The organism is Serratia sp. TSA_198.1, from assembly GCF_052686505.1.
Genome location: NZ_JBQZFP010000001.1, coordinates 1307776 through 1333742, shown reverse-complemented (window position 1 = coordinate 1333742; position 25967 = coordinate 1307776). Strand labels below are relative to the sequence as shown.

Here is a 25967-nt window from a genome sequence, read left to right as displayed (position 1 = left end):
ACACAGCGTTAGCTTAACCGGCAGTAGCGCCCGTGCCAACCGTTGGGACGGTTTTCTGCAATCAGCAACCCCTGGCTGCTATCTGGTACGCTGGCTACCTGTTGGCCTGTTTCATCCCATATTGCGCTTCTCCCGGCAGGGATCCAGCCACCGGTAGGGCCGGCATGGTTAGCCATCAAGGTGAGAATGCCATGTTGTTGCGCATAACTTGCCAAGTTAGAGCTGTCGGTGGAGTAACCGGCTTGAGAAACCAACACGCCGGCGGCGTAGATCTCGGCACCGGCTATTGCGGCATCGGTTGCATGCTCTGGGTGCGCGGTGTCAGCGCAAATCGCCAGGGCGATCCGTCGTTGGCTTACCGTCAACAGAGGGCCGCCATTGCCGGGACAAAATATCTCTTTTTCCGCACCGTGCAGATGTTGCTTGGTGTAAGCATTTCGGCTGCCGTCGGGGCTGAACGTGAATGCGCCTATAAACAACTCAGTGCCATCGTTGAGCGGAGCGCCGACAACAAGCGTCATCTGTTGTTGTTTAGCCGCATTGGCTAGTGGCTGCAAACGTGGATCGTCAAGCGTAAGGGATAAACGACTGGCAGCATTGAGCTCGTAACCGGTCAGCGAAAGTTCAGGAAAAATCAGCAACTGCACATGTTGTTCAGCGGCCTGACGGATAAATGTCAGATGGTGGTCCAAATTACGGTCAATATCAGCTGCCACGGCGTGGTACTGAGCGGCGGCGATAGTCAAGCGGGGCATCGGCATTCACTCCGGCAATTTCAGACAACAAAAAACCCGCCTCGGCGGGTTTAATTACGGTTAGAAGTTCGCTTACTCGCCGGACGTTTGCCCTTTTTTGGCGCGTTTGCCTGCGCGTTTCTCAGCAGGGGTTTTCAACGGCTTCTTCTTCGCATTTTTCTTGCTATCCATTCCCTTACTCATGTTGGCCTCTCAGTTACCTATGGGTGGGTGGTTTGCTAAGCCATTAACCACCTTACACCGGTTGGTTGCAAGCATGAAAACGTATGTTTTAGTCAATCGCTTGTTAAGCGTGAGTATTTTGTTTTTTGTGAAAGGCGGTTTAATTGGTGTGATATGTTATAATGTAACAAATAAATAATCACCGGAGAGCGCAATGACCGTCGTTTCCTTGTTAAACCCACAACAGCTCTTGGCCATGCCGGAGTCTGATTATATGAACCCGGCACAGCAGGCGTTTTTTCGCCAACGCCTGCTGGAGGAGCAGCAAAAATTGCTGCTGCACATCGATGCGTTGAAACGTGACATCGACGGCGGTGAAGTCTCCGGCGACGAAGCGGATAAAGCCGCGCGTGAAGAAGACCTGCGATTGCTGTTCCGCCAGTTGGACCGCGAAAGCCGCTTGTTGCCGAAAATCGCTGCGGCGTTGTCGCGGCTTCATAACGGAGAGTTCGGCTATTGCCTTGAAACCGGAGAGCCCATTGGCCTGCCGCGCCTGCTGCTGCGACCTACGGCGGAACTGGGCATCGAGGCGAAAACCGCTCAGGAAATGCGTGAGCCGCACTTGCGCAAAAGAGGCTGACCCGTGCGCTGGGTATGTCCGTTTGGGCTGACCCGGCCGGTATTTTGCGGTCATTTTAAGCAAACGCACGCTAACTTGCCGGGGAGTGTGGGAGTTTTCAGGTTTTACCGTTGACCTGATGGGCCGCTTCGGCTTTTATGAGGGTATGACCACAGAGACGGAAGCGCCATGGAACAATTACGAGGTTTGTACCCGCCGTTAGCAGCGTATGACAGCGGTTGGCTGGACACAGGGGATGGCCACCGGATCTACTGGGAACTGAGCGGTAACCCGAAGGGTAAGCCGGCAGTCTTTATTCATGGCGGACCGGGTGGGGGGATCTCCTCCTATCACCGCCAACTGTTCGATCCGCAGCGCTACAAGGTGTTGCTGTTCGATCAGCGCGGCTGCGGGCGCTCCAAACCGCACGCCAGCCTGGACAACAACACCACCTGGCATCTGGTGCAGGACATTGAACGCCTGCGCGAAATGGCTGGCGTGGAGCAATGGCTGGTGTTCGGCGGCTCATGGGGATCGACGCTGGCGTTGGCCTATGCGCAAACCCATCCGCAGCGCGTTAGCGAAATGGTGTTGCGCGGCATCTTCACGTTGCGTAAGCAGGAATTGAGCTGGTATTACCAGGACGGCGCTTCGCGCTTCTTCCCGGAGAAATGGGAGCGCGTGTTGTCGATTCTTTCAGAGGAAGAGCGTAAGGACGTGATCGCGGCCTACCGCCAGCGCCTGACCTCAAAGGATCTGCAAGTGCAGCTTGAAGCGGCGAAGTTGTGGAGCGTGTGGGAAGGGGAGACGGTAACGCTGTTGCCAAGCACCGAGTCCGCCTCCTTTGGTGAGGATGACTTTGCGCTGGCGTTCGCCCGCATCGAAAACCACTACTTTACCCATCTGGGCTTTCTGGATAGCGACGATCAGCTGCTGAGCAACGTTCCGTTGATTCGCCATATCCCGGCGGTGATCATCCACGGCCGCTACGATATGGCTTGCCAGGTGAAAAACGCCTGGGATCTGGCGAAGGTCTGGCCGGAGGCGGAGCTGCATATCGTCGAGGGTGCAGGGCACTCCTTCGATGAACCGGGTATCCTGCATCAGTTGATGCTGGCCACCGACAGGTTTGCGGCAAAATGACGCAAAACCCGCCATGACGGCGGGTTTTTTTTATCTGGATTTCGGCTCGTACGGCAGGCGCGAATACTTGTGTGATTCGACGCGATAGAACGCCACGCGTTCGCGGAAATAGTCGCGCAGGTGCGCCGGCTGTTCGCGTTCAACCATTTCCGGGATCACCGGCATGTTATAGCGTTCTTTAAACGCCACGCCGGAAGCCGCGAGATCAACGTTCACCTTGTCCATCTCTTCTTTGGAAAGCTCTGCCAGATTGTAACCCACCGTATTCTCCTTACTGTCACCGCATTGGATCAGCGCAGAAGGTAATGCACCCGGCGGCGCTTGGCAAGCCTGAAGCGCAAGGGGAGCAGGGCTGCGGGAATAACGCCAGCCATCAGCGTTTATTTATTATGCCGAAGGTAATGCAATCTATTTGTTTTATTAAATAAGAACGATTCGTTTTTGGGATAAATGTACAGATGGAAATAGTTATCATAATAATTTAGATGAATGATTAACATTTAATTTAACATATTGATTTTTAATTGATTAAAAATTAAATGACTCGTGATGTAAATCAGGTGTTTTTATTTTGTTCTTACCAAGGCATAATGCGGAAAAATTAAATCGATACCTGCAAAATAAAAGGGATAATTATGCTGACGCAAGAAATGACCAAAAAGCTGAATGAGCAACTGAATCTGGAGTTTTATTCCGCCAACATGTACCTGCAAATGAGCGCATGGTGCAGCGATAAAGGCTTTGAAGGCGCGGCCGCATTTCTTAAAGAGCATTCTCAGGAAGAGATGCAGCACATGCAACGTCTGTTCGATTATCTGAGCGATACCGGCTCTCTGCCGCTGCTGGGCACCATTGCCGCGCCGCCGGTTGAGTTCGAATCCCTTGCGGACGTGTTTCAACAGACTTACGAACATGAGCAACTGATTACCCGCCAGATCAACGAACTGGCGCACGCGGCAATGGTCGCTCATGACTACTCTACCTTCAACTTCCTGCAGTGGTATGTCGCTGAGCAGCACGAAGAAGAGAAACTGTTCAAATCCGTGCTGGATAAACTGGCGCTGGTGGGCAACAGCGGCAAGGCTCTGTTCTTCATCGATAAAGATCTGAAGAAAATGGGTGCGGCCGGTGAAAACGGCAACGGCCAGGGTTAAATCTGCGCTGAATAACCGCGCGTCGGGCTTTGCCTGGTGCGCGGTTTTTTTATGCCCTGCATTTAGCATGGTTTAGCAGCGATACGTGCTGCCAGATCGCAGAATGCCAGCGTTCTGCTCGACTTACGGATCGAGTCTCGTTATCATTTAATACGATACGCTACAGGGAGGGTAGAGAGTCAAAACAGCGGGTTAGCCGTTATTCCCGCTCTTCTGTTTACCCGTGGCGCAATCATCTGCGGTGGGTTATGGCCGCCGGCCTTGGCCCTTATCACCCTCGATTATTGCTTTAAGGGATATCACTGTGATCGGTAAAATTCGTTCTTCGTATCGCCTGCTTTCTACTATTTTTGTGTTGTTTGTCGGGTTATCCTCGCAGCAGGCGCTGGCGCATGCCCATTTGAAAGTGCAGACGCCGGCGGAAGATGCCATCGTCAGCCCGGCACCGAAGGTGCTGACGCTCAATTTCTCCGAAGGCATTGAGCCTAACTTCAGCGGCGTGAAAATTACCGGCCCGAACGATGCCAAAGTGAAAACCGGTAAATTGCAGCTCGATGCGAACAACAACACCCAGATCAATTTGCCTATCGAAGACGATCTGGCTGCCGGCAAATATAACGTTAGCTGGCATGTGGTTTCGGTCGACGGCCATAAAACCAAAGGCCAGTACAGCTTCACCGTCAACTAAGCCATGAGTCTGGCGGCCCTGTTTGTTCTGTGTCGCTTTGTGCACTTTGCGGCGGTGATGCTGATGTTTGGCAGCAGCCTGTTCACCGCCTTATTGTCGCCGCAGCGCCTTTCCCCGTATCTCTCCCGTGACGTGCGTCCTCTGCTGGTTTCCAGCACCTGGCTTGCCGGGCTTTCTGCCGTGGCGTTGCTGGCGACTCAGGCCGGGCAGATGGGGGATGGCTGGGCCGATACCTGGCAACCCGATGTTTGGTGGGCGGTGCTGGGCACCACCTTCGGCGAGGTCTGGCGCTGGCATTTGGGGATGTCGCTGCTGGCGTTGTTAAGCCTGTGGCTGCCGGAGCAACGCCGTACACCGCTGTTGGCGCTGCTCTCCACGTTGCTGCTGGTCAGCATGGCGTTTATCGGTCATGCGGCAATGCATGGGGGCGCACTCGGCGCGCTGCACCGTTTTAACCATGCGCTGCACCTGGTGGCCGCCGGTTACTGGTTTGGCAGCCTGCTGCCGCTGTTGATCTGCCTGCGCTATCTTGCTCAACCGCAGTGGCGCAGCGACGCGGTGATCACCTTGATACGTTTCTCGCGCTGGGGGCACCTGGCGGTGGCGTTGGTTATCTTGACCGGCATAATTAACAGTTTGATTATTCTCGGCAACTGGCCGCTGGATGTGGCTTCGCCATATCAGCGCCTGTTGTTGTTCAAAACCGCGCTGGTGGCGCTGATGGTCATGGTGGCGCTGGCCAACCGTTACGCCATCGTACCGGCGATGAGCAGCGTACCCAGGCTGGCACAGCGCGGGTTGGTGCTGGCCTGCTGGATTGAGGTTGTGCTGGGCGCATGTGTACTGTTGCTGGTCAGTTTATTTGCAACCTATGCGCCGGTGTAATATTGCGGCTTGCCGGATGCCTATAAACTGCGGGAAAATTGAATCAAATAGCAACCTTAAGGCCATAACATGAAATCGGTATTACTTGGCATCACGCTGCTGGCCACCGCGACCGGCGCGCTGGCGGCAGACCAACTGGTTAACATCACCAAGCTGGAATACGGCAAGCAGTGGGCATTCACCAAAGAAGAAGTGACGTTGCAATGCCGCAGCGGCGGCGCGCTATTTGTACTTAACAACAGCACGCTGATGCAATACCCGCTTAACGCCGCAGCAGAAGCGCAGGTGAAAGCAGGGCAGCAGCGCGCTCAGCCGCTGGATGTGATCCTGCTGGATGACGCTACCAATCCCGGCAAAAAAATGAGCATAGAGCCATATCGTGAGCGCGCCGAGAAGCTGTGCGCGAACTAATGGCTTGCTCCACAATGGCTTAGCCAGAGGTTAATCGGTGCTGAAAAATTGCGCGGAATTAATTTCAAAACGTAACTGTCACCACCCGTGTGCGAGGCTGGCAAAACTAGCGCGGTAAGCTACTCTTAAAGTGCATGGCTGAACAAGCCCTGCACAAAATGCCAACTTTTAGCGCACGGCTCTCTCCCAAGAGCCATTTCCCTAGACCGAATATAGGAATCGTATTCGGTCTTTTTTTGTTTATCATTTTAAAACAGTCAATTACAATCAAAATAATCACTTATCACACCTCCTGTTCTACCGTATTACACCCTTTTTCTTCCTCTGTCGCCACTTTGCCGCCACTGTCCTTGAACGTCTGTGTCAGCGGATTGAGCGCTATTGCCTCTTCTAAATGGTCTGGTGCGAAATGGGCGTAGCGCATCGTTACCCTGATATCTGAGTGCCCAAGGATGCGCTGCAAGACTATGATGTTCCCCCCACCCATCATGAAGTGGCTAGCAAAGGTATGGCGGAGCACATGCGTCATTTGTCCTTCTGGCAAGGTTATATTCGCCAGTCTCAGAACTCGATAAAATTGCTTGTAGCAAGGATCAAACTCCTTTTCATCCAGTATTGTGAGCTCGTCATATAATTCTTTCGAGATGGGTACAGTTCTGTTTTTCTTCCCTTTGGTGTTGGTATACGTGATTTTATATTTTGATATCTGCGATGGCCTTAGTTTTGCGGCCTCATTCCATCTGGCGCCAGTTGATAGGCATATCTTTACGATATCGTCCAGTCTGCAGCGTCGATCTGGCGCTTGAAACCCTTTACTGATACCGGCACTTCCGGGTAGAGCTCTGCCCGGCCCTTGGCCAGCGTAATTGAGAATTGCGCCGCGCCGCGCTGTATTCGCTCCCAGTTTGCCTTGGCTGCCCGGCGAGTGTTGGACGCATTTGCGTATGTCCGACTCAGTACATAAACGTTATCGTCGGTGCCTACCAGGTATTCCCCCTGTTTATCCTGAGCTGGCGCCTTAGCGGTGTTCGTCTTTCGCTTGCGCTTCCTCTTTACCTTTACCGTTTGCGGTTTTGCCGCTTTTGTATCGAGCCAACTGGCTGAAACTCCGGTATCTTCGACGGCGCGGCCGCTGTTGGTATTCATGCACACGGCATAGGCCGTTCTCTGTATCGACCTCGGAAATGGTTCCGATTCGGATCAGATTTGTCAGTAGGCGCAAGAGTTCAGAAAGTTGTGTATTCATTGGCACAGCCTGCCATGTGCGCAGCGCGAGCTGCATGTTGCAGGCATTGTGTGGTGTCTGGCACAATAGCTTAGGATTATTATAAAAACATGGGTTCTTCGATGGAAAATAAACGGTTAACTCGGGTATCTGCATCTATAAAAACAAAAACTATAAACATGATGATTTTTTTAAAGACTATCTTTGTGATATTCCCTGTTTTACTTTTAAGAAAAATATTTAAATTGAATTTTGTTTTAGATGTTAAATTTCTATTTAAGTATAATGGTGATGCAAATGAATTAGATGCTGCGGCCAAGCGATTACAAATGCTTGTCCAGAAGTTGATATTTGCTTCTTTGACAATTGTTCTTGCTCTTAAGGGTGGTTTTGAGTTTCTTCAAACAATACATTGGGTTGATGTTCGCATGAATTATCAATATCTAATGGGGCCACGTACTTTTATTGAGCATATTTTGGCTATAAACACCCTGCAGTATGTTGCCAAGGCTCTAGCAGTGTCATGTGGGGTACAACTAGCATATATGCTTGTTACGGATGGACCTGATGAAGCAGTTGAGCCCCTGATGCTAGGGATAGCTTCGGCAATATTGTTAATCCTCTCGTCGACAAGTGAATGGGATTTCAACCATGCGGTTGCAATTTTCTTACTCGTTTTGACAATTCCAATGTTGTATTTGATAGCCAAGAAAATCAAAAGTGACCAAAAGAAATGAAAATAATAGATGTCTTATCTACTCAAGTGAGTAAGCAAGATATCGCCGACGGCGGTGATGGCTGGATCATTCAGTCCAAATAATTGGCGTGCGTCGTATTTCACGGTTGGACCCCGCTTACTCACTTTGTCGCGCAGCCCGTAATGGTGCACGCGTGCAATGCGCATAACGCTGCCGGCAAAGTAAACGGCGGCCTCGTCTGCAGTGGTTGCTGTTTTCATAAAGCGAGTGTTCTGCAGTTTGCTGAACATTTTCTTCCGGCGTATGCGCCCCTTTTTGTTGCGGCCTTGCGGTTTTCGCTCTGCATATGGGGTTCCGTCTGGGTTGCGTTGCTGGCTGATCTGCAGGCGTTGGCGACGGCGCAATTCATTAGCCCACTGGCGAGTTAGTTTTTTCCTCTCTGCTGGAGATAGCTGTGAGGCGAGGGCGGCCAGCCAGTCTTCAATCTGAATAAAGTCACTCATTGGGCGCCCACGGATCTGCGTAAGGTGGTTCTGGCTCTGGGACAGCCTCAACAACCATTTGGCCGCCTGCCTCTTTCACGATCACGCGCTCTGTTAGCTTCGGCAACGTGAAAGAGGCGAGCGAGGTGTTTGTTCGCAATGAGTTGATACCGTTGCAGCGGCGGATGCAGGAGTTAAACGACTGGATAGGGGAAGAGGTGGTTAGATTTGAACCCTATATTCTAGATGGGCAGAATCATTAAGGTCAGCCTGGCTACAGTAAAAAACCGCCTAAGGCGGTTTTTTACTGTAAAATTATAACGGCGCTGCTGGAGCAAGGAAATCGCCAGCTGAATCATCCTGCAGACTAATATATTCCACTCTCCATTGGTCGAGCCGTCGGATATCTGCCAACGTTAAAGATGTGTCAGACATTGCATCGCAATATTGAAGGTCGATATCCATGGCAGCTTGGCCTTCCCCAAATAGGCTGCATATTAAGGCCTTCATTTCTTCCGCAATCTGCTCTGCAGCCTCTCTTGCTGCACCCGCACCAATTTCTGAGTCGTAAATAACATGTATAGACAATTCGTAGGGATCACCTTCTGGGAGGTCTTCACTTCGGCTATTATGAAGATCAAAGAAAATCCCGACTACATGCTCACCTTTAGGACGGACAATCTTATATACCTCTTTTTCGAATGAAAATTTTTTGGTGTTGTGTTTTCTTATTCTTTTTTCAAATTCATCCGGAAACGCGGGGCGGCCATATCTTGCTGCAAGCCATTGTTTTAGTGCGCTTTTCTGTTCTTTTGGGAGATTGTAATCTTTGTCGATAACCGCTAGTTTGCTAAAGTCTTGATATGCGACAATCGTTTTTTGATTGTGCTCAAAGCAAAACGGTTCATCTAAACCAGAGGTGTTATTGGAAAACGTTATATGGAGCTTTCTCGGGTTTTTTGCATTGCAGAAGTTCCCGTCAAGTTTCTCCACTATATTTCCAATTATAACTTCAATATAGGGTTCTTTATCATTAGGTATATCACAGTCATGAGTTATGACGATGACTTTAGTGATGGTCCCCAACACGGGGACCAGTTTTAATGCTAAAGCCGACTCATCAGTTAGTAAATGACCTTGTCTCCACTCAGTAGACCTTCCAAGCATGCCCTAACTCTCTTTCATTTTTCTGTTGAACCAGGTATTGACTCGGAAGACAGCCAGTCGTCATTTTTTGCAGTTTTAGACTCTGCAATTTTAGACTTTGCATAAGCTTCACTCATTGCCTGATCTTCAGAAATAAGAACTTCAACAGCGGTTTCCCAGTTACCTTTCTGTCGAATGATGTCAATCAACGAGTTGCCCTCAAATGCTCTCATCTTGATCAACGAGCCCGGTTTAGCAACCCCTGAATCACTTAATTTGTCAGCAACCAAACTTAAATTTCTGATTAATGACATTTTATCCTGATCATCAGGTGTAGACTCCTCAGACAGCCATTTGTAGACAGCTTGTCTTGAGACACCAAAAATCACAGCTAACTCTGACATGGTTGGAGAAAGCACATTTCTGATGTTGGTCAGATGTACTGCAACTGAACGAACATCTGCTTTTGGTCCTGTTTGAGTTGGCTCATCAATAATCAAGGAAATCTTTGGTTTTACATACCCGAGCCAGTGAGCCATGTTTCCAGTATTAAAGTTACCACCCGTACTGGATAAAAAAAGAGTTGCCCCTAAGACAGCAACAGTTTTGAACTCTGAAGCGTATGAGCTTGGTTTTCGGGTTGGTGCGAATGCTGTGTCATACATAAGCAGCCTCCATAAAATTTATTGCCACGTTTTTTCTGCGTGGTCTGTAACCATAGCATGGAATGTCTTTTTTATTTCTCCATGCAAGCTTTCCAATTGTTGAGAAATAGCTTCCATGTTGATATTTATATGACCATCCACATAATGATCTGTATCAATAATTGCATGTTGAACAGGTTTTTCCGTTCTAAAACACTCTTTCATAACAAGACCCGATGCTGATAAATCTGGAGGAAAACCAAGCTCAGCAAAGATCTTATGTATTCTAGTTACTAATACTCCCTGCGTGATGACTGGGATCACAGCAGTCTCATACACTGATTCGTTCACTGTTTGTAGATGTTTCTTACCCAAGCTTACACCATGCAACTGATCAACAAGGTAATCGTTTGGTGTCTCATCTTCGACAGGTAAGACAGCATCTAAGTATCTTAAACCTAGTCGACTCAAATGCTCAAGCGTAACTACTTCGTGTACGACCTCAATGCCCTCGAGCAACCCTTTAAGAAACTCATGGTGTGTTAGGTAATGAGTTGTATGGAATGCTATCGACGTGTCATTCAGTATATACCCACATGTTCTATCTGACTTTATTATTTGCCAGTTAACAATATTAGCTATCCTAGGCTTTGGATTCTCCTCTCCTGGCAGCAAGTCAAAATATAATTGAGTCCCTTCATGCATTTCGAAAATCGTGAAGCCTTTTTTTCTAAAAACATCTTGTATATCATTTATATACTTTGCAATGGCTGCAATGGGATTGAATTTGGCCTGAGCCAACGCATAATAAACGGGTGCATTGGACATCACTGCATTGCTCACTTCACCCTCCTTCTCGTATTGATAGTTCACGATAAACTCCTCATGTCTAAGTCTAGTTTACATCTTAGTTGACACTCTTAACAATAGGTAGTTCACCTCGTAGTGCCTAGCATGGCACTACATGGCACAAAAGGATGGCCCACGCTGGCGCGCAATCGTAGCCCCGCCACGCCTGCCCGCTTTTTGTATGGGTTTTCATGCAGGTGCCCGAATAGCAGAAGGGCGCTTAACAAAATTCAGCGTCAAGTACGCATGTGCTCGTTGGATCCCCTGAGATTGCTCAAGTTTGAAGAAGCGGGAGTTAACCTGGCGCTTTACCAGGCCAGGTTGGCTGTTCAGGTGTTCAAAGGCAGCGGCGAGATCGGCATTGATGCGATCCCGTTTTTTCTGTTCTTCCGCGCTGACGAATGGCGAGCCGACACCTTTTCGCGGTGCGTTCCATGAATAAGCCCATTCAAAAGCAGGCTCGCCGCTGCCCGAAAAGGGCGGCGGCGGAGTAGGGGCGTGACGGCCGCGATGGCTGTTGTTCATGCCTGCGCCTTGAGGGCGCTGATTATTTGATACATCGCCTCCGGCGGCACGGCATTGCCAGCCATATGCACAACCAACTTGTGCGATGGCGGCTTGATGTAATAGCTAGGGAAAGACATGGCCAGCATGTTTTCGTCTTTTGTCAGGATACGCATGTAGTCACCATCAACCAAAGCCCAGCGGTCCCGGGTCGTGATAGTTCCTATTGGTCGTTGCAGAGAACGGCCTGATTTTGTATTGCCGTAGTAGGAAATCAGGAACCGGTCACCAAATTGAGCGCGTCCATTTGCAACCCTGTGAGTGTTGCTGCTGCACGACCTGGCTTGTTGACCAGTGACCAGCGGCCAGAATCGAAATCAATGAATGATTCGGCAGAGACATGAGGCAGTTTGGGCAACTTCAGCACCAGCGGATTCTTGCTGCGGGTGCAGACGATGAACATGCGCTTCCGGTTCTGAGGTACGCCAAGGTCGGCGCAGTCAACGATGTGAGATGCCATTGAATAGCCCAGTCCCTGCATTGCATGCGCCCAGGCAGGGAACAGCAACCACTGCAGGAATTCCGGTACGTTCTCAACGATGATTTGCTCAGGCTTGAGCACTTCAGCCGCCGCCGTAACCGCCCAAGCCGTTGAACGGCTGGCATCGTGTTGCGGGTTTCGGAGGTGGCATTCAGCACATACGCCGCGACTTTGCCGCTGGAGAGCTCATTGATCGGCACGCACGGCTGGCAGTGCAGCTGCGCTAGCATCCCATCAACCAGCGTCGGATCTTCGGTGAGGTCGGTCAGCGACAGCAATTCCTCAACCGTCAGGCGGTGAGGCTGGTCTGGATTCAACTTGTTACGCAGCACCTGCGCCGACATGCCAGCATCAGCGCTCAGCTGCTTGATGTTGTGCTTTGTCGCGAATCGGCGGCAGGCTTCTTCGTAGTGCGCCTGTTTAGAGACTTGATAATCAAACATGGTTTAGCCCTTCAAAATTCGAATAATCGAATTAACCGCGGATGTAGCGGCATTTGATCGCAACCTGGCGGTTTTTCTCGCGCCACGCTTCGAGGTTGATCAGGGCGTTACCGTGCTTGGTCATCGTGACCTTTTCGATCTCGCCGGTCTTCCGGTTCTTTCGGTTTTGCTTCACGGTAGTTGTAGGGGTTGGCGCCAGCAGCACAACACCGTTAGCGATCCACTTCTCCAGCACGGATGCGCTGATGCCGTTAACGGCAATGAAGTCCTCTTTGGACATGGTCGGAGAGGTGTGCATAGCAACTGCGCGCTGCACTGCTTCCAGAATGGCGCCGCTCAGACCGGGCAGAAGCATGTTTGCAATCTGCGCAGGTGAAAAAGGCGTGATGGGTGCGGCCTGGGGGTTTGCAATATCATGAGACATAAAGCAATATCTCCGGTTAGTGGTTTGTGTTCTACGGTGTTACATGTGGCGTGTATTCACTATTGATCGCAATTGTATTCGGTGTAAATGCACTTGCGTAGGCTATTTTACATATGACTGATAAATCAGAAGATTCAGCCGCCATTATTGAGCGCCTTACTTCATCTTATGGCGTCACTTCACAACGAGCGTTGGCCAGCAGCCTTGGTGTTCCACCAAATAATGTGAGCTCATGGGCCCAGCGTAACAGCGTTCCCGGAAGCGCTGTGATTAAGTGCGCTCTGGATACTGGTACTGATTTGCGTTGGCTAATGACTGGGAAGTTTGAGAATTCGAATTTTGAAGTTGGCAAATCAAAAATGTCTGGGCGAGCCCTTTATGAGCAAATACAAGCCTCAGGTGGCAAGCCTGTTTTGCGGCGCATGCTGGATGCATATGGGTTCCGCACGCAGAAGGAACTTGGAGATTTACTAGACATATCAACGGCAACGATCAGCACATGGGTTAGACGTGAGTATTTCCCAGGCGATGCGGTTGTTGCGTGCACGTTAGATACTGGTGTTTCGCTTTTGTGGCTGGCTACCGGGCAAGGCTCCCCAGGTAATCCAGATGCGGCCTCTCACGAACCGACTTTTACAACCATTCCGCGGATGTCTATTTCTTCCGGTGCGCTGATAGATGCCGGCTCTTGGATATGTGATCCATCATTCATACCTGCGGGCGCCAAATCTATCCGATTGGTTGAGCGGGGCAATGACTCATGGCTGATAGACTTTGATAAAAAGCTTATCGGTAATGGGTCTTGGCTTTTGAATATTGATGGAGTACATGACATTTATTCGGTGACACGTATTCCCGGAAACAAAATAAAAGTCTCAACTTTAACCACAAACTTCGAGTGTTCAGTTGATGATGTAGAATGTGTCGGTGAGATTAGAAAAACCATAATTAACAGCTGAGGCCTTAACGTGATAAGAGCATTAACCGTAGTTTCTTTACTGTTAACCACATTGCCCACCTTGGCCAGCGAGAGGAAAGTTCCTGCGTCCATAGACAAGGCAATGCGTGGCCTTAACATTAAGGAATACCGCTATGAATACCCTAATCTAAGAGTCATTTTTAATTTTGATAGAGTAACGGAGCCACTTGCCCGTAGCACCATGTGGAGTGTATGCGCGACGCGCTGGAATGATGGCGAAAAGTGGCCATCTGATGCCATTCAAAAAGTGGATGTCATGAACCAGTTGGGTTGCATGGAATAGCTTAAGTGTCGGCCGTAAGTTGACGCAGGCTAAAAAGCTAATAGAACGGCATTATATTACACCCGATGTTGAACATTAATAATGTTTAGTTATTTATATAAGTGATGGCGGATAAACTATTTCGCCATCACCTATAATATATTAGACCAGTTGAAATATTGATGGTTAAAAATAAAGTGGATAATTACATGTGTTATTTTCTGTTCGTGTTTTTTAATTAAAAAAAAGGATCAGTACATATTAGCTGTAAATTAAAATTACGCGAAGAAAATTAATAAGATCTTAATTTTTTCTCAAAAGAGCTGAGTGTCCTTATATATATCGGTAATCCGTTAGAATCTAATTTGCCGCTCAAGCTCACGCCATCAAAATATAAAGGGTTATAAACCCCTTGCTCACCAATCCACATTTTTTTTAGAAACTGTAACCATTCCGGTTCACTAGTATCAATTATTGCAAGTCTTGCCTTGGAGTTCAAGTATGTTGAGATAACTCTTTGTGGGATCCATTCTGTTAGAAAGTCAATAAAATAAATTTCTTCATTTATTTTCTTTTTTTTGATGATACTTGGGATGTTAGCGTGGAAGAAATTTGCTTCTCTTAGATATAAATCAGAGGCTCCACAACAAGAGGCGCCATCTGCATGTAAAAGTAAGTCGTTGTCAGCGAAGCCGAATGTCATTCCTTTGGCTTTTGTATATTGATACATTTCAATTAAGTATGTAGTACGGTATTCCAGTGGGAGTGTATATTCTCTACCAACTTTGTGAGCACCCATTGAAATATATTTACTCACTGGGGTGTTATCGAATATTTTAAGTAGATTTGACCCAAATTTCTTATTTGCATCCATTGGTACCTTTAAATATTCAGCGGAAAGGTGTTTGACTCCAGACTCCGCTGCAATGTTAATTATTTCCTCCGCAAAAGATTCAAACCCAGGGATTATTGGTTGTAATCTAAATGAGGTAGGGATGTTTATTGTGGATAATATTTGAGCAGCTTCTGCTAAGTTATCTATGCCAACGCATCCTTTGTCAATTAACTTTCTTTTTTTTGCATCGATTACGGTAGTAGAGAACCTGACGTAAGAATTTGAGTTTAAAAGTGCATCTTTATATTTAGATGTGGAAATTAGAGCGCTTTTTGTACTTATTATATAAGGATAATCATATTCGCGCAAAATTTTCATATACTCTAAAGTTATCTCTGCTCTTTGTTCATATCTGGAGAAGGGGTCGGACATACCTCCTAATTGAAAAGGTATTTTTCTTTGTATAAACTCATCTAATGAAGATTTTATAATGCCATCTGAGACTCTTTTTAACCTGTCATGTAAACTTTGAGGGTTAGATATTTGAAGCTGTTGCTCCCTTCCATGTCCCTGTCGGGTTCGAGCATAACAATAAGTGCATCCAAAGCTACAATTGTTATATGAATCTAAACGTAATGGAGTAGCACAAAAAGAAATTTGGCTAGTTATGCCGCTATAATATTTGTATGGTTTTTTCATTATTAAATTAATCCCAATTCCTTGGAGTAAGGTAATTAAATCTAAGAAAATAAATTATGGATAAATGGAAAGCTATTCAACCATAAACTAACAAATTTCATTCCTGAATATATGTGTTCTAAAAAAGTTGCCAAGAAAAAAACTAAGCTTAAGAACAGTAATGTTTTTATCAGCCATCGTGCAATACAATTAGACTCAGAGTAACGACCATAGATTTCATAAAAAATTTCTATATCGACGAGCTTGTTTTTATCGAATTCAGTAGGGTGTAATGGCAATTGTAAACGGTAGGATTTATCCTCAAACTTATAATCAAAATAAGTGAATTCTTCAGCAACAATAGGTGTCGAACTGCATGTGGAATTTCGGTTTTCTAATTCCTTCAAATATTTTTTTTCACTTAACCGTTCTGTGAATTTCTTGATGCCGATGTTCTTCTTTAATAAGAAGGAAGCTTCCCAAACCAACCATCTATGAGAGTGCCTGTATTTCTGATAATCACCGTAGTTATGATATTTTATTATAAAGCTAGGGCATCTGACCTTATAGATGGCAAATGCAAGAACAAAGAAAAAGGAAGATAACCAGAGTAACTGCCATGTGAATGGAAGGCTAAAGTTTAATATAATTTCCTCATTTCCAATGCTTAAATGTACAGGGCCATTTATACTGCTCAAAAATGATGCAATGAGTGGTACGATAGAAAACCATAATACCAAGTACCGTAATATAATCATTTGGAAGAAATCACGATATTCCTCCCACCTTTTAGGCTTAAACACAGTAGAGTATCCTTTTTTGATAGATAGGTAATATTTAAAAATCATAGAGTTGGTCTTGAATAGCCGCTATCAGAAAACAATATTCAAGACCATACCATAAGCACTCATAGATGTTAACATGACGATGTGCATCATCAAGCAGAGTTTTTAAGTTGAATATTAACGCCATTTTGCAGCCATTACAATATGCTTTATATTGCAACCATATGAAAAATATAACATTTTATAATTATAAATCGTATTCGGTCTTTTTTTATGTTGTTGATTTATAAAATTTTTATTCGTTAACTCGAAAAAACTAGAATTTTACTCGAATTTTGATATTCGGTCTTTTATAGCATTACGTATTCTTTTCCCCTCGTATTGAGATATTTCAGCGTCATCATTTCCGACGTATGCCCCAGTAATTTCTGCGCAAAATCCCTCCCTCTTTCCTTCTCATACAGCCGCCCGGCCAGGCTTCGGATCTCGTGGAACGTCGGCGGATTTTCTTCAAACTCCAGCCCAGAAGCTTTTCGCGTAGCAACAAACTTTTTCGTCAATCCATCTGGGTGCAATGAGCCGTCCGGGCTATTTTTCCGGATGCCGGCACCGAGCATAAAGCCTGTTGTGCTGGCCAGCCGACAACGATCGATCACAGTGCCGAGACGCAGATTTACCGCCTTCAGCTCTAGGTCGAGGGGGAGGGAGATTAGGGCGCCAGTCTTGCCCTGTTCTACCTGCAGGCGGCCGTCTACTACATGGTCAAATTGCATCTGCGTCAGATCTTCGCGCCGCTGCCCGGTGACCAGTGCCAGATCCATAGCCAAACTGAACCACTCCGGCATAGCGGATGCTGCTTCTCGTGTGGGGAGGTATTGCGCCAACTCCAGCCGTTCGCGCTTCACCACGACTTTTGCCGCACGTGTAGGCGTAACGGGTTATTTTCGATATGTCCTTCAACAATAGCTTCACGAAATATGTCAGATAATACGGATCTCATAGTTGCAGCCATCGTTTTTTTGTCCTATGGAATCCAAAGTTCAAGGAATTCAGCAACGTGGCGCGTGGTGATCTTGGACATAACCATATTACCCAGATGTTCGCGGATAATGGCGAGTTGCCCGGTGCGCACCTTGTAGGTGTTCCTGGCCAACTGGCGCCGCTTGAAAATCACATCGTAACGGTCGAGCCAGGTATTTAGCGTGTACTCGTGGCTAAGAATGAATTTCTACCCTTCGGCACGGCAGCAAATACCAACGTTTTACCTAATGCAGATTACCAGGCGCTGCCAGCGCGCGCTGTATTGTCGGTTTCTGTTTCACCGACAAATAGACCTGATAACAACACAATGATAGGGGCCAATGTTGATAATACCAACTATCAGTTAACAGGTTTGATGTTGTTAGTTATGGTATTGATTTGACAAATAGCAGTACAAGAAAAGGGGCGTATGGATTTACTTGGTTTGCATTTGGAAAATAAACGCCCGTTTCTTAGTTAATATCAATTACTTTTTTTTGATATAAGTCCTCTAATTGTTCTTTGGGCTGGCATTTCATAAAACTTATGACTTGCCATGCTTAAAAATATAAGTAGTAACATGAATGAAATTAAACTTATTGGTGAGTAAAACACTCTTCTATCAAGACCAAATATATCAATAGTTAATGCAAAGACAATCTGCAGAGGGAAGTGTATAAGATAAGAGGAATAACTTAAGTTTCCTACCCAATTTATTTTCTTTAAAAAGTTTTCATTTTCACAGCTAATGAATGCCAAAAATAAAATCAAGCTAGTAAACCCGAAGGCAGTTACAATAAATGCATTGTGGGTGTGAAAGTAAAAAATAAGTCCCCAGCTAACTAGTAAACAAGAACTAGCAATGGTTATGCATAACCCCCTATTTAACTTATTGATTAGTTTGTCTGTGACGGTGAATGCGGTCGCGCCACAAAAGAAAGAAAATAATCCTATGCCAATTTTATAATTAAACTGGAAGATATAGAACCCAGAGAGCACGAAAAATGGAATTGAAAAGTATCGAAGTTTACCAAAAAGGCATGTGATGAAGAAAATTGTGTAAAGCATTATCTCTATTGATACAGACCATACAGGGGCGTTGAATGACCAACCATCTTCCATTCCCCAGGCAGGAATCATAAGTATGTTTAGGAGTGCATGGAATGTATTATTTATTTGATAAACAAAATAGGAATTATGTGATTTTATATATAGTAATTGAAGTGCTGCTACGCAAAGGAAAGTGAGAATGTATAATGGGTATAGGCGACTTAACCTGTTCAAGGAAAATTCTACCATGCCAATTTTTCTTTCCGCTATTTTTTTAGAGTAAAGCCAATAAAAAATGAACCCTGAAATACAGAAAAAAAGCTCAACAGCAAGGTCGCCGTGAAGATAAAAAATGTAAAGATAATTGTAGAGTGGTTGTTTATCTACTATGAAATTGCTTGGTTTGTCGCCAATATAAAAAAAGTGCTGCCAATGCCAAAAAACTACCGAAAGAGCTGCTAACCCTCTTAATACGTCAAGGGAATATATCTTTTCGGGTAAATACCTGTTCATTTAAATACCTGCTGTTTTTATACAGACCATGAAAATTATGATTGTTATTTTAATAAAATAAACATTCTCAATTGTACTATTAAACAGCCAATAAGCTCTACCTTTTTGGAGAGTTATCTATGTCAAGTGAAGGATTGCCAGTCGATGGTGTTGTCAGTGTTGGCGTGGACCTTGGCCCTCGCAACACGGAGCAAGCCGTCGATGTTGCTAAAAGCAGCTTGTCGGCCGACAGCGCTGCCCATTCGGCAGATGCTGCATTCAAAAGTTTAGCCGTCAAGCCAAAGACGCAGTATCAGGTGCAGATGCCGCTGCTGACCGTGCAGAAGCCGCAGCAGATAACGCCCAGAACATCGTTGACGCCAACACTTATTACATCACTCCCACAGATCCAGATGGGACGATTGCGGGTATTGCTGGAACATATTAAGGTAATCATGAAGTTACGTTGCTGCGACTCAATCGACTTACGCTGATTTTGCTTCATCTGCCGGGCTGTTTAATGCATTGACCGGCGAAGTGATGGGATATGAAAGTGGTCGAGTAGTGCAAGCGGGCGTATCCCCGACAGGAACACTGGCTGACTTGAGTGGGACATCGAACTATCTCTGATCGGCACGACCTACCTTGCTCAGGCGGGTAACCTTAACGTCTGTAACGGTACGTTTGCGAGTGCGCGTTGTTTAAACCAGGCAACGGAGAACGACGCGATTTTAATTTCAAACCGCGCATAAGCATGGCCGGGATGGACCCCGGCCCCTTTTGGATTTTATAATTTAATTTCGATTAGTATGTTATCTTACTTATTTTCTCCAGTGGTACTTCCGATACTTTACCATCTTTTTCAGTAATGAAAACACTATCACTTGTCCTAAGTAATAGTGAGGTGTTAACCTCTTTCTTATCCTCTAGATAAATGGAAATTTTAGTTCCGCCGCCATACTTTATTTCCTTTAAGATGGCTCCATATACCTTCTCATTAAACAAGAATAATGGAGTGCTGATTAAATAAAATAAAGTTGTAAAAACACACACTGTAGTAAAGTATTTTTTGTCAATTAGAGGTAGTGACGTGCATATAAAATAAGTAAATGAAACGAAAAATAAAAACAAGTGAATTGGGATTGGTATTTCCTTACTCACCGAAAAATAAGGTAGCGCTGCAATGATAATGGATGAAATAAATGCAACCACAATGGCGACCGTAAGTTTTAGTGGCTTTTGTGAGGTGTTAAATAACCAATGAATAGTCTTTGGAGTTTTGTTTTTTAATTGCAATGAGTCAACGATTTTGCTTTGAATTTCATTTGCCCACTTATTTGATGATAGATTTATTTTTACTATAAAATAAAACATAATATATACGGTGGCACATAATAGCATGACCGAGAAACTTATTGATGCTATTGTGACCTCTAGGTATGGTGATCCCTCTGCTGGGATTCTAAATCCATTCGATAACGCATAGAAGTAAGTTGCATATTCGCTTAGAAAACCAATGTATCCCGATCCGCTAAGCGCACTAACTATTCCGGCTAGAATTATTTTTATTGGTATTGAAAATCTCGAGGCGGTTTTAACTGTTTCTATGTTCATTGGTATTTGAAAGGTCCATGATTGGATTTAATTAATGCTAGTGATTATATGGATGGTTCTTTGTTTTTTGAAACTGGATTTCTATATTAAAAAAATTGTAGTGCAGTGTTTTTTTATAACAGAAATTTCAATTAAAGTACAAGTTATTTATGTGAAAGGTCTATGAAACTTGTGGCCGTTATATTCTAGGGTAATCAATTAACCTTGAGTATGTTATTGGGGTGATATAAATACTAGATCTTAAGATTCAAATCGATCATTGAAATCGATCGTATCGCTGACTATTTTCTTGCATTCTTTTTAATCAAATTTGAAAGGTCGAAAGCCAAGGCTGCTTCTATAGCGAAGCCTTGTGTTTTGAACGGTGTTTCCGATACTAATGGACAGCGTTGACTGTGCCAGGCGTACAATCAGTGTTGGCGTTCTTCATTTTCGCGGATGGCAAACATGATAATGCTGTGATGGTCAGGCACGGGGAATCGGTCATTTTCTGTCAGAAAGAAGGTTTGAATACCAGAAATGTTTAATCTGCCCATTGCTGCTCTCCGGGATGGTCAGATATTAATTATAGTTGATAGGGGAAAGAGAACGGTTGATGAATTGTGATGACCGGTCAATGTTATGGGTTTTTTAGGGATGCGCCTGTGTTCGAATTTTTATCGAATCGATCCGAGATTTTTAATAAGTGTTTGAATGTTAAGGGCGGTTAACGAAGGTGTTTTTGATGGGGTTTTAATCTTTATGGGTGTTATCTATTTGAAATTAAATGATTTGTTTTTCTGGTTGCGACTAAAGGAATAGTATTCGGTGTTTTTTATGTTATTGATTTTAAATGATTATTTAAGGCTGGCTCGAATTTTGATATTCAGTCTTTTTCCAGCATTACGAGCTCTTTCCCCCGCGTATTGAGGTATTTCAGCGTCATCATTTCCGACGTATGCCCCTTCTGCGCAAAATCCCTCCCTCTTTCCTTCTCATACAGCCGCCCGGCTAGGCTACGGATCTCGTGAAATGTCGGGGGGAGGGGGCTTTCCTCAAAATCCAGTCCAGAGGCTTTTCGCGCGACGTACCTCTTCTGTAGGCTAACGCGGCAATAACTAATAGAAATGAAAATCATTCGCAGATAATTTATATTGTCTGGATAGTTGGCAGCGCCCAGCGCTTAACAGACTTTAATAGCATAGAGAAAGAAGGCAATGAATGCTGTTGGCATGATAACCACTCCGCGCGTACTGGTCGTCGATGACCATCGTAAAATCCGTGAGCCGCTGGCCGTTTATCTGCGTCGTCAGGGTTTTGACGTGCGCACCGCCGAAAATGCTGCCGCCATGTGGCTGCTGTTAAAACGGCTCTCTTTTGAAATTGTTATTCTTGACGTGATGCTGCCTGACGGCGACGGCATGGAACTATGCCAGCAACTGCAACGACGAACCCACATACCTGTGATTCTGCTGACGGCGCGTGACGCCACCGACGATCGGGTTCGTGGGCTGGATTTCGGTGCGGACGACTATGTGGTCAAACCCTTTGAGCCACGCGAACTGGTGGCACGTATCAACAGCGTACTGCGGCGCAGCGCATTCGGGGCGGTTACCGTTCCTGCCGACGAAGCAGCTGTGCTGCTGGCGTATCGCTTTGCCGGGCTGCATTTTTTGCCCTCCACCGGCTTGCTGAGCAGCGATGAGGGGTCTGGCATCGCCTTAAGTACGATGGAGGGGCGACTGTTGGTAGCCTTCCTGAATCACCCCAATACCGTGTTAAGCCGCGACCGCTTAATCGATCTCTGCGTATCACCGGGCAACGATATTTTTGACCGCGCCATCGATCGTCAGGTGAGTCGCCTGCGCGGCAAGCTGGCGCATTTTCTGCGTGACAGAGAGGTGCTGATTACCGTCTGGGGTAGCGGATATCGGTTGGCAGCCGACGTCAGTGAAATGCGCACATGAAATGGCTTAATAATCTGCTGCCGAAACGGATGGCCAATCAACTGACGTTACTGCTGGTGCTGGCACTACTGATCTCCAATGTTATTGCCATAGTTTATATTCAACTGACCGGTGCGCTTATTCATCCGATGTCTCGTGCCAATGCATTGGAGCGTCTCGGTATCGCGTATCAGGCGGTGCAGCATCTGAGCCCAACTGACAGCGAAATACTGCTGCGAACCATTGATACCAGCGATGCCCATTTTTGGGTCGATACACGACCTGATGTCCCTTATTTCCCGATGCGCAGTGAAGAACAACGTTTGGTTGCCGACCTTACTCGTTTGGCACCTTCCGCCAGTCATAGTGTGATGCAGTTGGAGCGTACTGATGGAGGGTTGGCGCGTGAGCATTTGTTCCGTTCGACCGGCTGGCAACCGCTACGGTTGCGTACCAGCATCAAGCTGCCGGACGGCCGCTATCTGAATGGCGTTCAACACCCCCAGCAGGCTTATGAGTGGAGCCGCCTGCTAGCCTATGCGCTGCCGGTCACCAGCATGCCGGTGCTCCTGATCGTAATATTCTTTATGCGTCGGGTAGTACAGCCAGTGAAGTCGCTGGCGGAAGCCACTGAACGTGTCAGCCGTGGCGAGTGGATTACGCCGCTACCGCTGCGTGGCCCACAGGAAGCCCGCGAACTTACGCAAGCATTCAACCTGATGCAGGAGCGCCTCGCCCGGCATGTGGAGGGCCGAACCCGCATGCTGGCCGCCGTCAGCCACGATCTTAATACACCGATCACCGAGCTGCGTTTGCAGGTTGAACTGTTGGAGGAGGGGCCGGCGCGCGACGATATGCTGGATAGTTTGCAGGAACTCAGCGCTATGGTCAGCGAGACGCTGAAGTTTGTACGCGGGGATGCCTTGCAGGAAAAAACCGTCAGCATGTCGATTACCCGTTTGCTGGACGATTTAGCCCGCCGCTACCGCACTCTTGGTAAACCGGTTGAATGGCCGGGCGCTGAGCAGATTGAGATCTTATGCCGCCCCTTGTCATTGAAGCGAGCGCTGACCAATCTGATCGATAATGCGCTGATTTATGCGGGAGAGGCGACTCTCAGTCTGACTCAGGATGCGGACAATGTGCGGATTGAGGTGTTGGATCATGGGGCAGGGATTGCCCTTTCGGAACTGGAGCAGGTATTCGAGCCTTTTGTGCAGTTGCCCCACCAGAGTATGCTCGAGGATAAGGGGATTGGCGGTGGGCTGGGGCTCGGGCTGTCCATTGCCCGTGCTACTGTACATGCCCACGGTGGCGAGCTGATCCTTGAGAATCGTCCGCCTGCCGGGTTATGTGCTGTCGTTATACTACCGAAAATTTAGAAGGTAACGGTGCTGCCAAACCAGAAAGTCCGACCATAGTTGACGGTACCGTAGGTTTCATCGTCGAGGCGTTTATCATTCAGGTTGTAAATGGCACCATTCAGTGTTACTGCCTTCGTCAACTGGTATGAAGTGCCTATATCCGCAGTCGTGTAAGCCGGTGCCGGGGTACCATTTACCGTGGTGCCAAACTCTTTGCCGTAATAGTTCACTGCCGCCCAGGTTTGCAGATGTTCATTGATATTCCATTCGCTGCGCAGACTGGCTTTGCGTTTAGGTGTTAATGCCAATGGCGCACCGGTATTGGCGCCACTTTTTTGCTCAGAATCAGTGTAAGTAAAGTTTCCCTTCAACGACACAGACGGCACAATTTGCCAGCGTCCGTTCAGCTCAACGCCTTTAATCACTGCTTTGTCGATATTCACCCGTTCCATAATGATGTATCGGCCCCACATCTGGTCGGTGGTGACAGTGGAGAGCTTATCTTTGAAGTCGTTGTAGAACACCGTTGCGCCTGCGGAAAGGTTATCGCGATTGTTCCAGAGTGCTGACAACTCATAGTTGGTGCTGGTTTCTGGCTTCAGGCCGGAATTACCGAACATCACATAGGTGTTGCGGCGCAGAACGGCGTAATCATCGATCACTGCACGTAGCTCAGGGGCTTTAAAGCCGCGTGCAACGCCGCCTTTCAACGTCCACTCGTCACTCACGTGCCAAACACCATATAAGCGTGGGTTGACGTGGTTACCGTACTGCTCGTGGTGATCGAGACGCAGGCCGGTGGTCAAGGCAAAATTCTCGGTCAGACGCCATTCATCTTCGGCGAATACCGCTTTTTGCACCACATCAAATTTATAGTTTTTCCGATCGCCTGCAGCCTGGTTCCAGTCGGTTAGGGCGCTCTCATTCCACTGCACGCCGCTGGTGATGACGTGGTAATCGGTAGGAACAATCAGTTTGGCATCAAAGACGGTATTTTTTATTTCCGGTTTACGCCCGAGGACGTCCGTTTGCGTACTACTGGCAAGCCCTTCGCGGCTGGTTTTTTCCTGTGACAAACTCAGATTACTGGTGGCCCAGCCCCAGCGTCCTTCGTGTGATGCCGACCAATGATCACGGTTATTTTTTTGTTCGCGTGTCGCCCAGTTGGCGCTGACCCCGTCGCCATTTTTCAGACGGGTCACACCACCTTCCAGCAGAAAATCCTGATTAGGCGTCGGTGTGAAGGACAGCCTCGCAGTGATGTCTTTATGTTTTGCTTTGGTAAAACCATTGGTGGTCTGGACATCATCATCTGCCTGGCGATCGAGATAGCGCCCCCATACCTGTAACCCCAGCACGTCCGACATCAGCGGACCATTGAGATAGAACTGAGTCTGACCGGCATTGCCCTGGTCACTGTGTTGACGCGCAGAGTAATCGTAAGAGAGTGAACCGCCCCATTCACGCGATACCTTGCGGGTAATAACGTTGATCACGCCGCCGATAGCATCAGAGCCATACAGTGATGACATTGGGCCGCGAATCACTTCGATACGCTCGATAGCAGCTGCGGGTGGCACAAAGCTCTGCTCATAACCGCTGTTGCCGTTAACGCGTGAATCGCGTCCGCTCTGGCGCTTACCATCTACCAGCAGCAGGGTATAGTCGGCCGGCATGCCGCGAATGGAGATATCGGTTTCATTGGCGCTGCCATTGACTACGACACCTTCCACATCACGTACGGCATCGCCCAGATTCTGGAAAGAGCGTTTACGTAGGTCCTTACCGTCGATCACGGTGATAGAAGCCGGGGCATCCTCCTGCGTTTGTTCGTAACCGGCTGCCGTCACTACGATTGTCTGTGAGTCTGAGGTATCGGTTGCTTCGTTTGCCCAGGAGCAGGCGGGCAGAAGTAGCGTAAGTTTGATGATGACAGCCAATGGTTGGCGATGAAAATGGGGATGCATGATAAAACGTCTCTTGTGTGATTTATATCAAACGCGAATCATACGCATCCGTATCTGCATAAATTGGACAAAGTGAGACAACTTCCCGGTTGGGCTGACGGCTCTTACTGCAGGCGATTTAGACGGGCGGGTTACGTCTGGCCAAGATAGCTGCGTCTCTATTGATAATACCAACACGGGGGTACTGCTGGACCTTTCCTGCCTGATGGTGCTTACGCACCTG

General features: G+C 47.1%; 28 protein-coding genes and 7 pseudogenes. 13 read left to right on the top strand and 22 right to left on the bottom strand.

Translation table 11 applies throughout. The annotated features are described in order from the left end of the window. Nucleotides 1-8: 8 nt before the first annotated feature. Nucleotides 9-755 (bottom strand): carbon-nitrogen hydrolase family protein, encoded by a 747-nt coding sequence (locus ACUTSW_RS06370; protein ID WP_445583971.1) that lies wholly within the window; start codon nt 753-755, stop codon nt 9-11. 376 nt (nt 756-1131) lie between these two features. On the opposite strand from ACUTSW_RS06370, the gene ACUTSW_RS06365 reads away from it, so the two are divergent. Continuing rightward, entirely contained in the window at nt 1132-1557 is a 426-nt protein-coding gene (locus ACUTSW_RS06365; RefSeq protein ID WP_004943113.1) for a TraR/DksA C4-type zinc finger protein, read from the top strand. A 168-nt stretch (nt 1558-1725) separates the two neighbouring features. Further along, nucleotides 1726-2679 (top strand): prolyl aminopeptidase, encoded by a 954-nt coding sequence (gene pip / locus ACUTSW_RS06360; protein ID WP_445583970.1) that lies wholly within the window; start codon nt 1726-1728, stop codon nt 2677-2679. Nucleotides 2680-2709: 30 nt separating this feature from the next. On the opposite strand, the gene ACUTSW_RS06355 is transcribed toward pip, so the two are convergent. Continuing rightward, nucleotides 2710-2940, bottom strand: a complete 231-nt coding sequence (locus ACUTSW_RS06355; protein ID WP_004943118.1) for a DNA polymerase III subunit theta — start codon at nt 2938-2940, stop codon at nt 2710-2712. A 374-nt stretch (nt 2941-3314) separates the two neighbouring features. Between ACUTSW_RS06355 and ftnA the strand changes: the two genes are divergently transcribed. The 4 genes from ftnA to ACUTSW_RS06335 all read left to right on the top strand — a co-directional run bounded on the left by ftnA (nt 3315) and on the right by ACUTSW_RS06335 (nt 5817). Continuing rightward, nucleotides 3315-3833, top strand: a complete 519-nt coding sequence (ftnA, locus tag ACUTSW_RS06350; protein ID WP_445583969.1) for a non-heme ferritin — start codon at nt 3315-3317, stop codon at nt 3831-3833. Between the two features lie 304 nt (nt 3834-4137). Continuing rightward, nucleotides 4138-4521 (top strand): CopC domain-containing protein YobA, encoded by a 384-nt coding sequence (gene yobA / locus ACUTSW_RS06345; protein ID WP_013812465.1) that lies wholly within the window; start codon nt 4138-4140, stop codon nt 4519-4521. Between the two features lie 3 nt (nt 4522-4524). Beyond that, entirely contained in the window at nt 4525-5406 is an 882-nt protein-coding gene (gene copD / locus ACUTSW_RS06340) for a copper homeostasis membrane protein CopD (RefSeq protein ID WP_445583968.1), read from the top strand. A 69-nt stretch (nt 5407-5475) separates the two neighbouring features. Beyond that, nucleotides 5476-5817, top strand: a complete 342-nt coding sequence (locus ACUTSW_RS06335; protein WP_445583967.1) for a YebY family protein — start codon at nt 5476-5478, stop codon at nt 5815-5817. A gap of 283 nt (nt 5818-6100) precedes the next feature. Here the strand turns inward: ACUTSW_RS06335 and ACUTSW_RS06330 are convergent. From ACUTSW_RS06330 to ACUTSW_RS06320, 3 pseudogenes are all read right to left on the bottom strand, one after another. Continuing rightward, nucleotides 6101-6598: pseudogene (locus ACUTSW_RS06330) on the bottom strand (tyrosine-type recombinase/integrase); the annotation flags it as partial. Continuing rightward, a pseudogene (locus ACUTSW_RS06325) lies at nt 6589-6930 on the bottom strand (phage late control D family protein); the annotation flags it as partial. The pseudogenes ACUTSW_RS06325 and ACUTSW_RS06330, both read right to left, overlap by 10 nt. Before the next feature lie 34 nt (nt 6931-6964). Next, nucleotides 6965-7063, bottom strand: a pseudogene (locus ACUTSW_RS06320) (phage baseplate assembly protein V); the annotation flags it as partial. A gap of 101 nt (nt 7064-7164) precedes the next feature. Here ACUTSW_RS06320 and ACUTSW_RS06315 point away from each other — a divergent pair. Further along, nucleotides 7165-7779: a hypothetical protein gene (locus tag ACUTSW_RS06315; protein WP_445583966.1), complete on the top strand. Its 615-nt coding sequence runs from the start codon at nt 7165-7167 to the stop codon at nt 7777-7779. Between the two features lie 14 nt (nt 7780-7793). On the opposite strand, the gene ACUTSW_RS06310 is transcribed toward ACUTSW_RS06315, so the two are convergent. Then, nucleotides 7794-8243 carry a phage virion morphogenesis protein gene (locus ACUTSW_RS06310; RefSeq protein ID WP_445583965.1) on the bottom strand — a complete coding sequence of 150 codons (450 nt, stop codon included), beginning with the start codon at nt 8241-8243 and terminating at the stop codon, nt 7794-7796. 98 nt (nt 8244-8341) lie between these two features. Between ACUTSW_RS06310 and ACUTSW_RS06305 the strand changes: the two are divergent. Beyond that, nucleotides 8342-8485, top strand: a pseudogene (locus tag ACUTSW_RS06305) (phage portal protein); the annotation flags it as partial. 52 nt (nt 8486-8537) lie between these two features. On the opposite strand, the gene ACUTSW_RS06300 reads toward ACUTSW_RS06305, so the two are convergent. From ACUTSW_RS06300 to ACUTSW_RS06265, 8 genes and pseudogenes are all read right to left on the bottom strand, one after another. Further along, a complete protein-coding gene (locus ACUTSW_RS06300; protein WP_445583964.1) occupies nt 8538-9389 on the bottom strand; it encodes a hypothetical protein in 852 nt (283 codons plus the stop codon). Between the two features lie 14 nt (nt 9390-9403). Beyond that, nucleotides 9404-10033 (bottom strand): XRE family transcriptional regulator, encoded by a 630-nt coding sequence (locus ACUTSW_RS06295; protein ID WP_445583963.1) that lies wholly within the window; start codon nt 10031-10033, stop codon nt 9404-9406. Between the two features lie 18 nt (nt 10034-10051). Beyond that, nucleotides 10052-10885 (bottom strand): TIGR04255 family protein, encoded by an 834-nt coding sequence (locus ACUTSW_RS06290; protein WP_445583962.1) that lies wholly within the window; start codon nt 10883-10885, stop codon nt 10052-10054. 165 nt (nt 10886-11050) lie between these two features. Further along, nucleotides 11051-11386: a hypothetical protein gene (locus tag ACUTSW_RS06285; protein ID WP_445583961.1), complete on the bottom strand. Its 336-nt coding sequence runs from the start codon at nt 11384-11386 to the stop codon at nt 11051-11053. Next, complete coding sequence (locus ACUTSW_RS06280; RefSeq protein ID WP_445583960.1) at nt 11383-11541, bottom strand: DNA cytosine methyltransferase; 159 nt, start codon at nt 11539-11541, stop codon at nt 11383-11385. Before ACUTSW_RS06280 ends, ACUTSW_RS06285 begins: the two co-directional genes overlap by 4 nt. A 98-nt stretch (nt 11542-11639) precedes the next feature. Next, entirely contained in the window at nt 11640-11987 is a 348-nt protein-coding gene (locus tag ACUTSW_RS06275) for a DNA cytosine methyltransferase (RefSeq protein ID WP_445583959.1), read from the bottom strand. 56 nt (nt 11988-12043) lie between these two features. Next, nucleotides 12044-12349 (bottom strand): annotated as a pseudogene (locus tag ACUTSW_RS06270) (phage regulatory CII family protein); the annotation flags it as partial. Nucleotides 12350-12380: 31 nt separating this feature from the next. Further along, nucleotides 12381-12773, bottom strand: coding sequence for a hypothetical protein (locus tag ACUTSW_RS06265; RefSeq protein ID WP_445583958.1), 393 nt, complete (start codon nt 12771-12773; stop codon nt 12381-12383). Between the two features lie 113 nt (nt 12774-12886). Between ACUTSW_RS06265 and ACUTSW_RS06260 the strand changes: the two genes are divergently transcribed. Further along, nucleotides 12887-13732 carry a phage repressor protein CI gene (locus ACUTSW_RS06260; protein WP_445583957.1) on the top strand — a complete coding sequence of 282 codons (846 nt, stop codon included), beginning with the start codon at nt 12887-12889 and terminating at the stop codon, nt 13730-13732. Between the two features lie 574 nt (nt 13733-14306). Here the strand turns inward: ACUTSW_RS06260 and ACUTSW_RS06255 are convergent. From ACUTSW_RS06255 to ACUTSW_RS06245, 3 genes and pseudogenes are all read right to left on the bottom strand, one after another. After that, nucleotides 14307-15548, bottom strand: a complete 1242-nt coding sequence (locus tag ACUTSW_RS06255) for a hypothetical protein (protein WP_445583956.1) — start codon at nt 15546-15548, stop codon at nt 14307-14309. A gap of 41 nt (nt 15549-15589) precedes the next feature. Further along, nucleotides 15590-16330 (bottom strand): hypothetical protein, encoded by a 741-nt coding sequence (locus ACUTSW_RS06250; protein WP_445583955.1) that lies wholly within the window; start codon nt 16328-16330, stop codon nt 15590-15592. Nucleotides 16331-16662: 332 nt separating this feature from the next. Beyond that, a pseudogene (locus tag ACUTSW_RS06245) lies at nt 16663-17519 on the bottom strand (tyrosine-type recombinase/integrase); the annotation flags it as partial. Nucleotides 17520-17522: 3 nt separating this feature from the next. Between ACUTSW_RS06245 and ACUTSW_RS06240 the strand changes: the two are divergent. Then, nucleotides 17523-17735 carry a hypothetical protein gene (locus ACUTSW_RS06240; RefSeq protein WP_153034617.1) on the top strand — a complete coding sequence of 71 codons (213 nt, stop codon included), beginning with the start codon at nt 17523-17525 and terminating at the stop codon, nt 17733-17735. 80 nt (nt 17736-17815) lie between these two features. Here the strand turns inward: ACUTSW_RS06240 and ACUTSW_RS06235 are convergent, their stop codons facing one another. After that, nucleotides 17816-18895 carry an acyltransferase family protein gene (locus tag ACUTSW_RS06235; RefSeq protein ID WP_445583954.1) on the bottom strand — a complete coding sequence of 360 codons (1080 nt, stop codon included), beginning with the start codon at nt 18893-18895 and terminating at the stop codon, nt 17816-17818. A 119-nt stretch (nt 18896-19014) separates the two neighbouring features. Between ACUTSW_RS06235 and ACUTSW_RS06230 the strand changes: the two genes are divergently transcribed. Beyond that, entirely contained in the window at nt 19015-19368 is a 354-nt protein-coding gene (locus tag ACUTSW_RS06230; RefSeq protein WP_445583953.1) for a hypothetical protein, read from the top strand. A 310-nt stretch (nt 19369-19678) separates the two neighbouring features. Here the strand turns inward: ACUTSW_RS06230 and ACUTSW_RS06225 are convergent, their stop codons facing one another. The 3 genes and pseudogenes from ACUTSW_RS06225 to ACUTSW_RS06215 form a co-directional block, all read right to left on the bottom strand. Further along, complete coding sequence (locus ACUTSW_RS06225; RefSeq protein ID WP_445583952.1) at nt 19679-20488, bottom strand: hypothetical protein; 810 nt, start codon at nt 20486-20488, stop codon at nt 19679-19681. A gap of 410 nt (nt 20489-20898) precedes the next feature. Next, nucleotides 20899-21024: a hypothetical protein gene (locus tag ACUTSW_RS06220; protein ID WP_277881111.1), complete on the bottom strand. Its 126-nt coding sequence runs from the start codon at nt 21022-21024 to the stop codon at nt 20899-20901. A 329-nt stretch (nt 21025-21353) separates the two neighbouring features. After that, a pseudogene (locus tag ACUTSW_RS06215) lies at nt 21354-21569 on the bottom strand (tyrosine-type recombinase/integrase); the annotation flags it as partial. A gap of 130 nt (nt 21570-21699) precedes the next feature. On the opposite strand from ACUTSW_RS06215, the gene ACUTSW_RS06210 reads away from it, so the two are divergent. After that, the gene (locus ACUTSW_RS06210; RefSeq protein ID WP_445583951.1) at nt 21700-22434 is read left to right on the top strand and encodes a response regulator transcription factor; all 735 of its coding nucleotides are present in this window, start codon (nt 21700-21702) and stop codon (nt 22432-22434) included. Further along, entirely contained in the window at nt 22431-23795 is a 1365-nt protein-coding gene (locus tag ACUTSW_RS06205) for an ATP-binding protein (protein WP_445583950.1), read from the top strand. Before ACUTSW_RS06210 ends, ACUTSW_RS06205 begins: the two co-directional genes overlap by 4 nt. Here ACUTSW_RS06205 and ACUTSW_RS06200 read toward each other — a convergent pair. Further along, on the bottom strand, nt 23792-25627 hold the full coding sequence (locus tag ACUTSW_RS06200) for a TonB-dependent receptor domain-containing protein (RefSeq protein ID WP_445583949.1): 1836 nt from the start codon (nt 25625-25627) through the stop codon (nt 23792-23794). The two genes, ACUTSW_RS06205 and ACUTSW_RS06200, sit on opposite strands and share 4 nt — an antisense overlap. Nucleotides 25628-25967 lie beyond the last annotated feature (340 nt).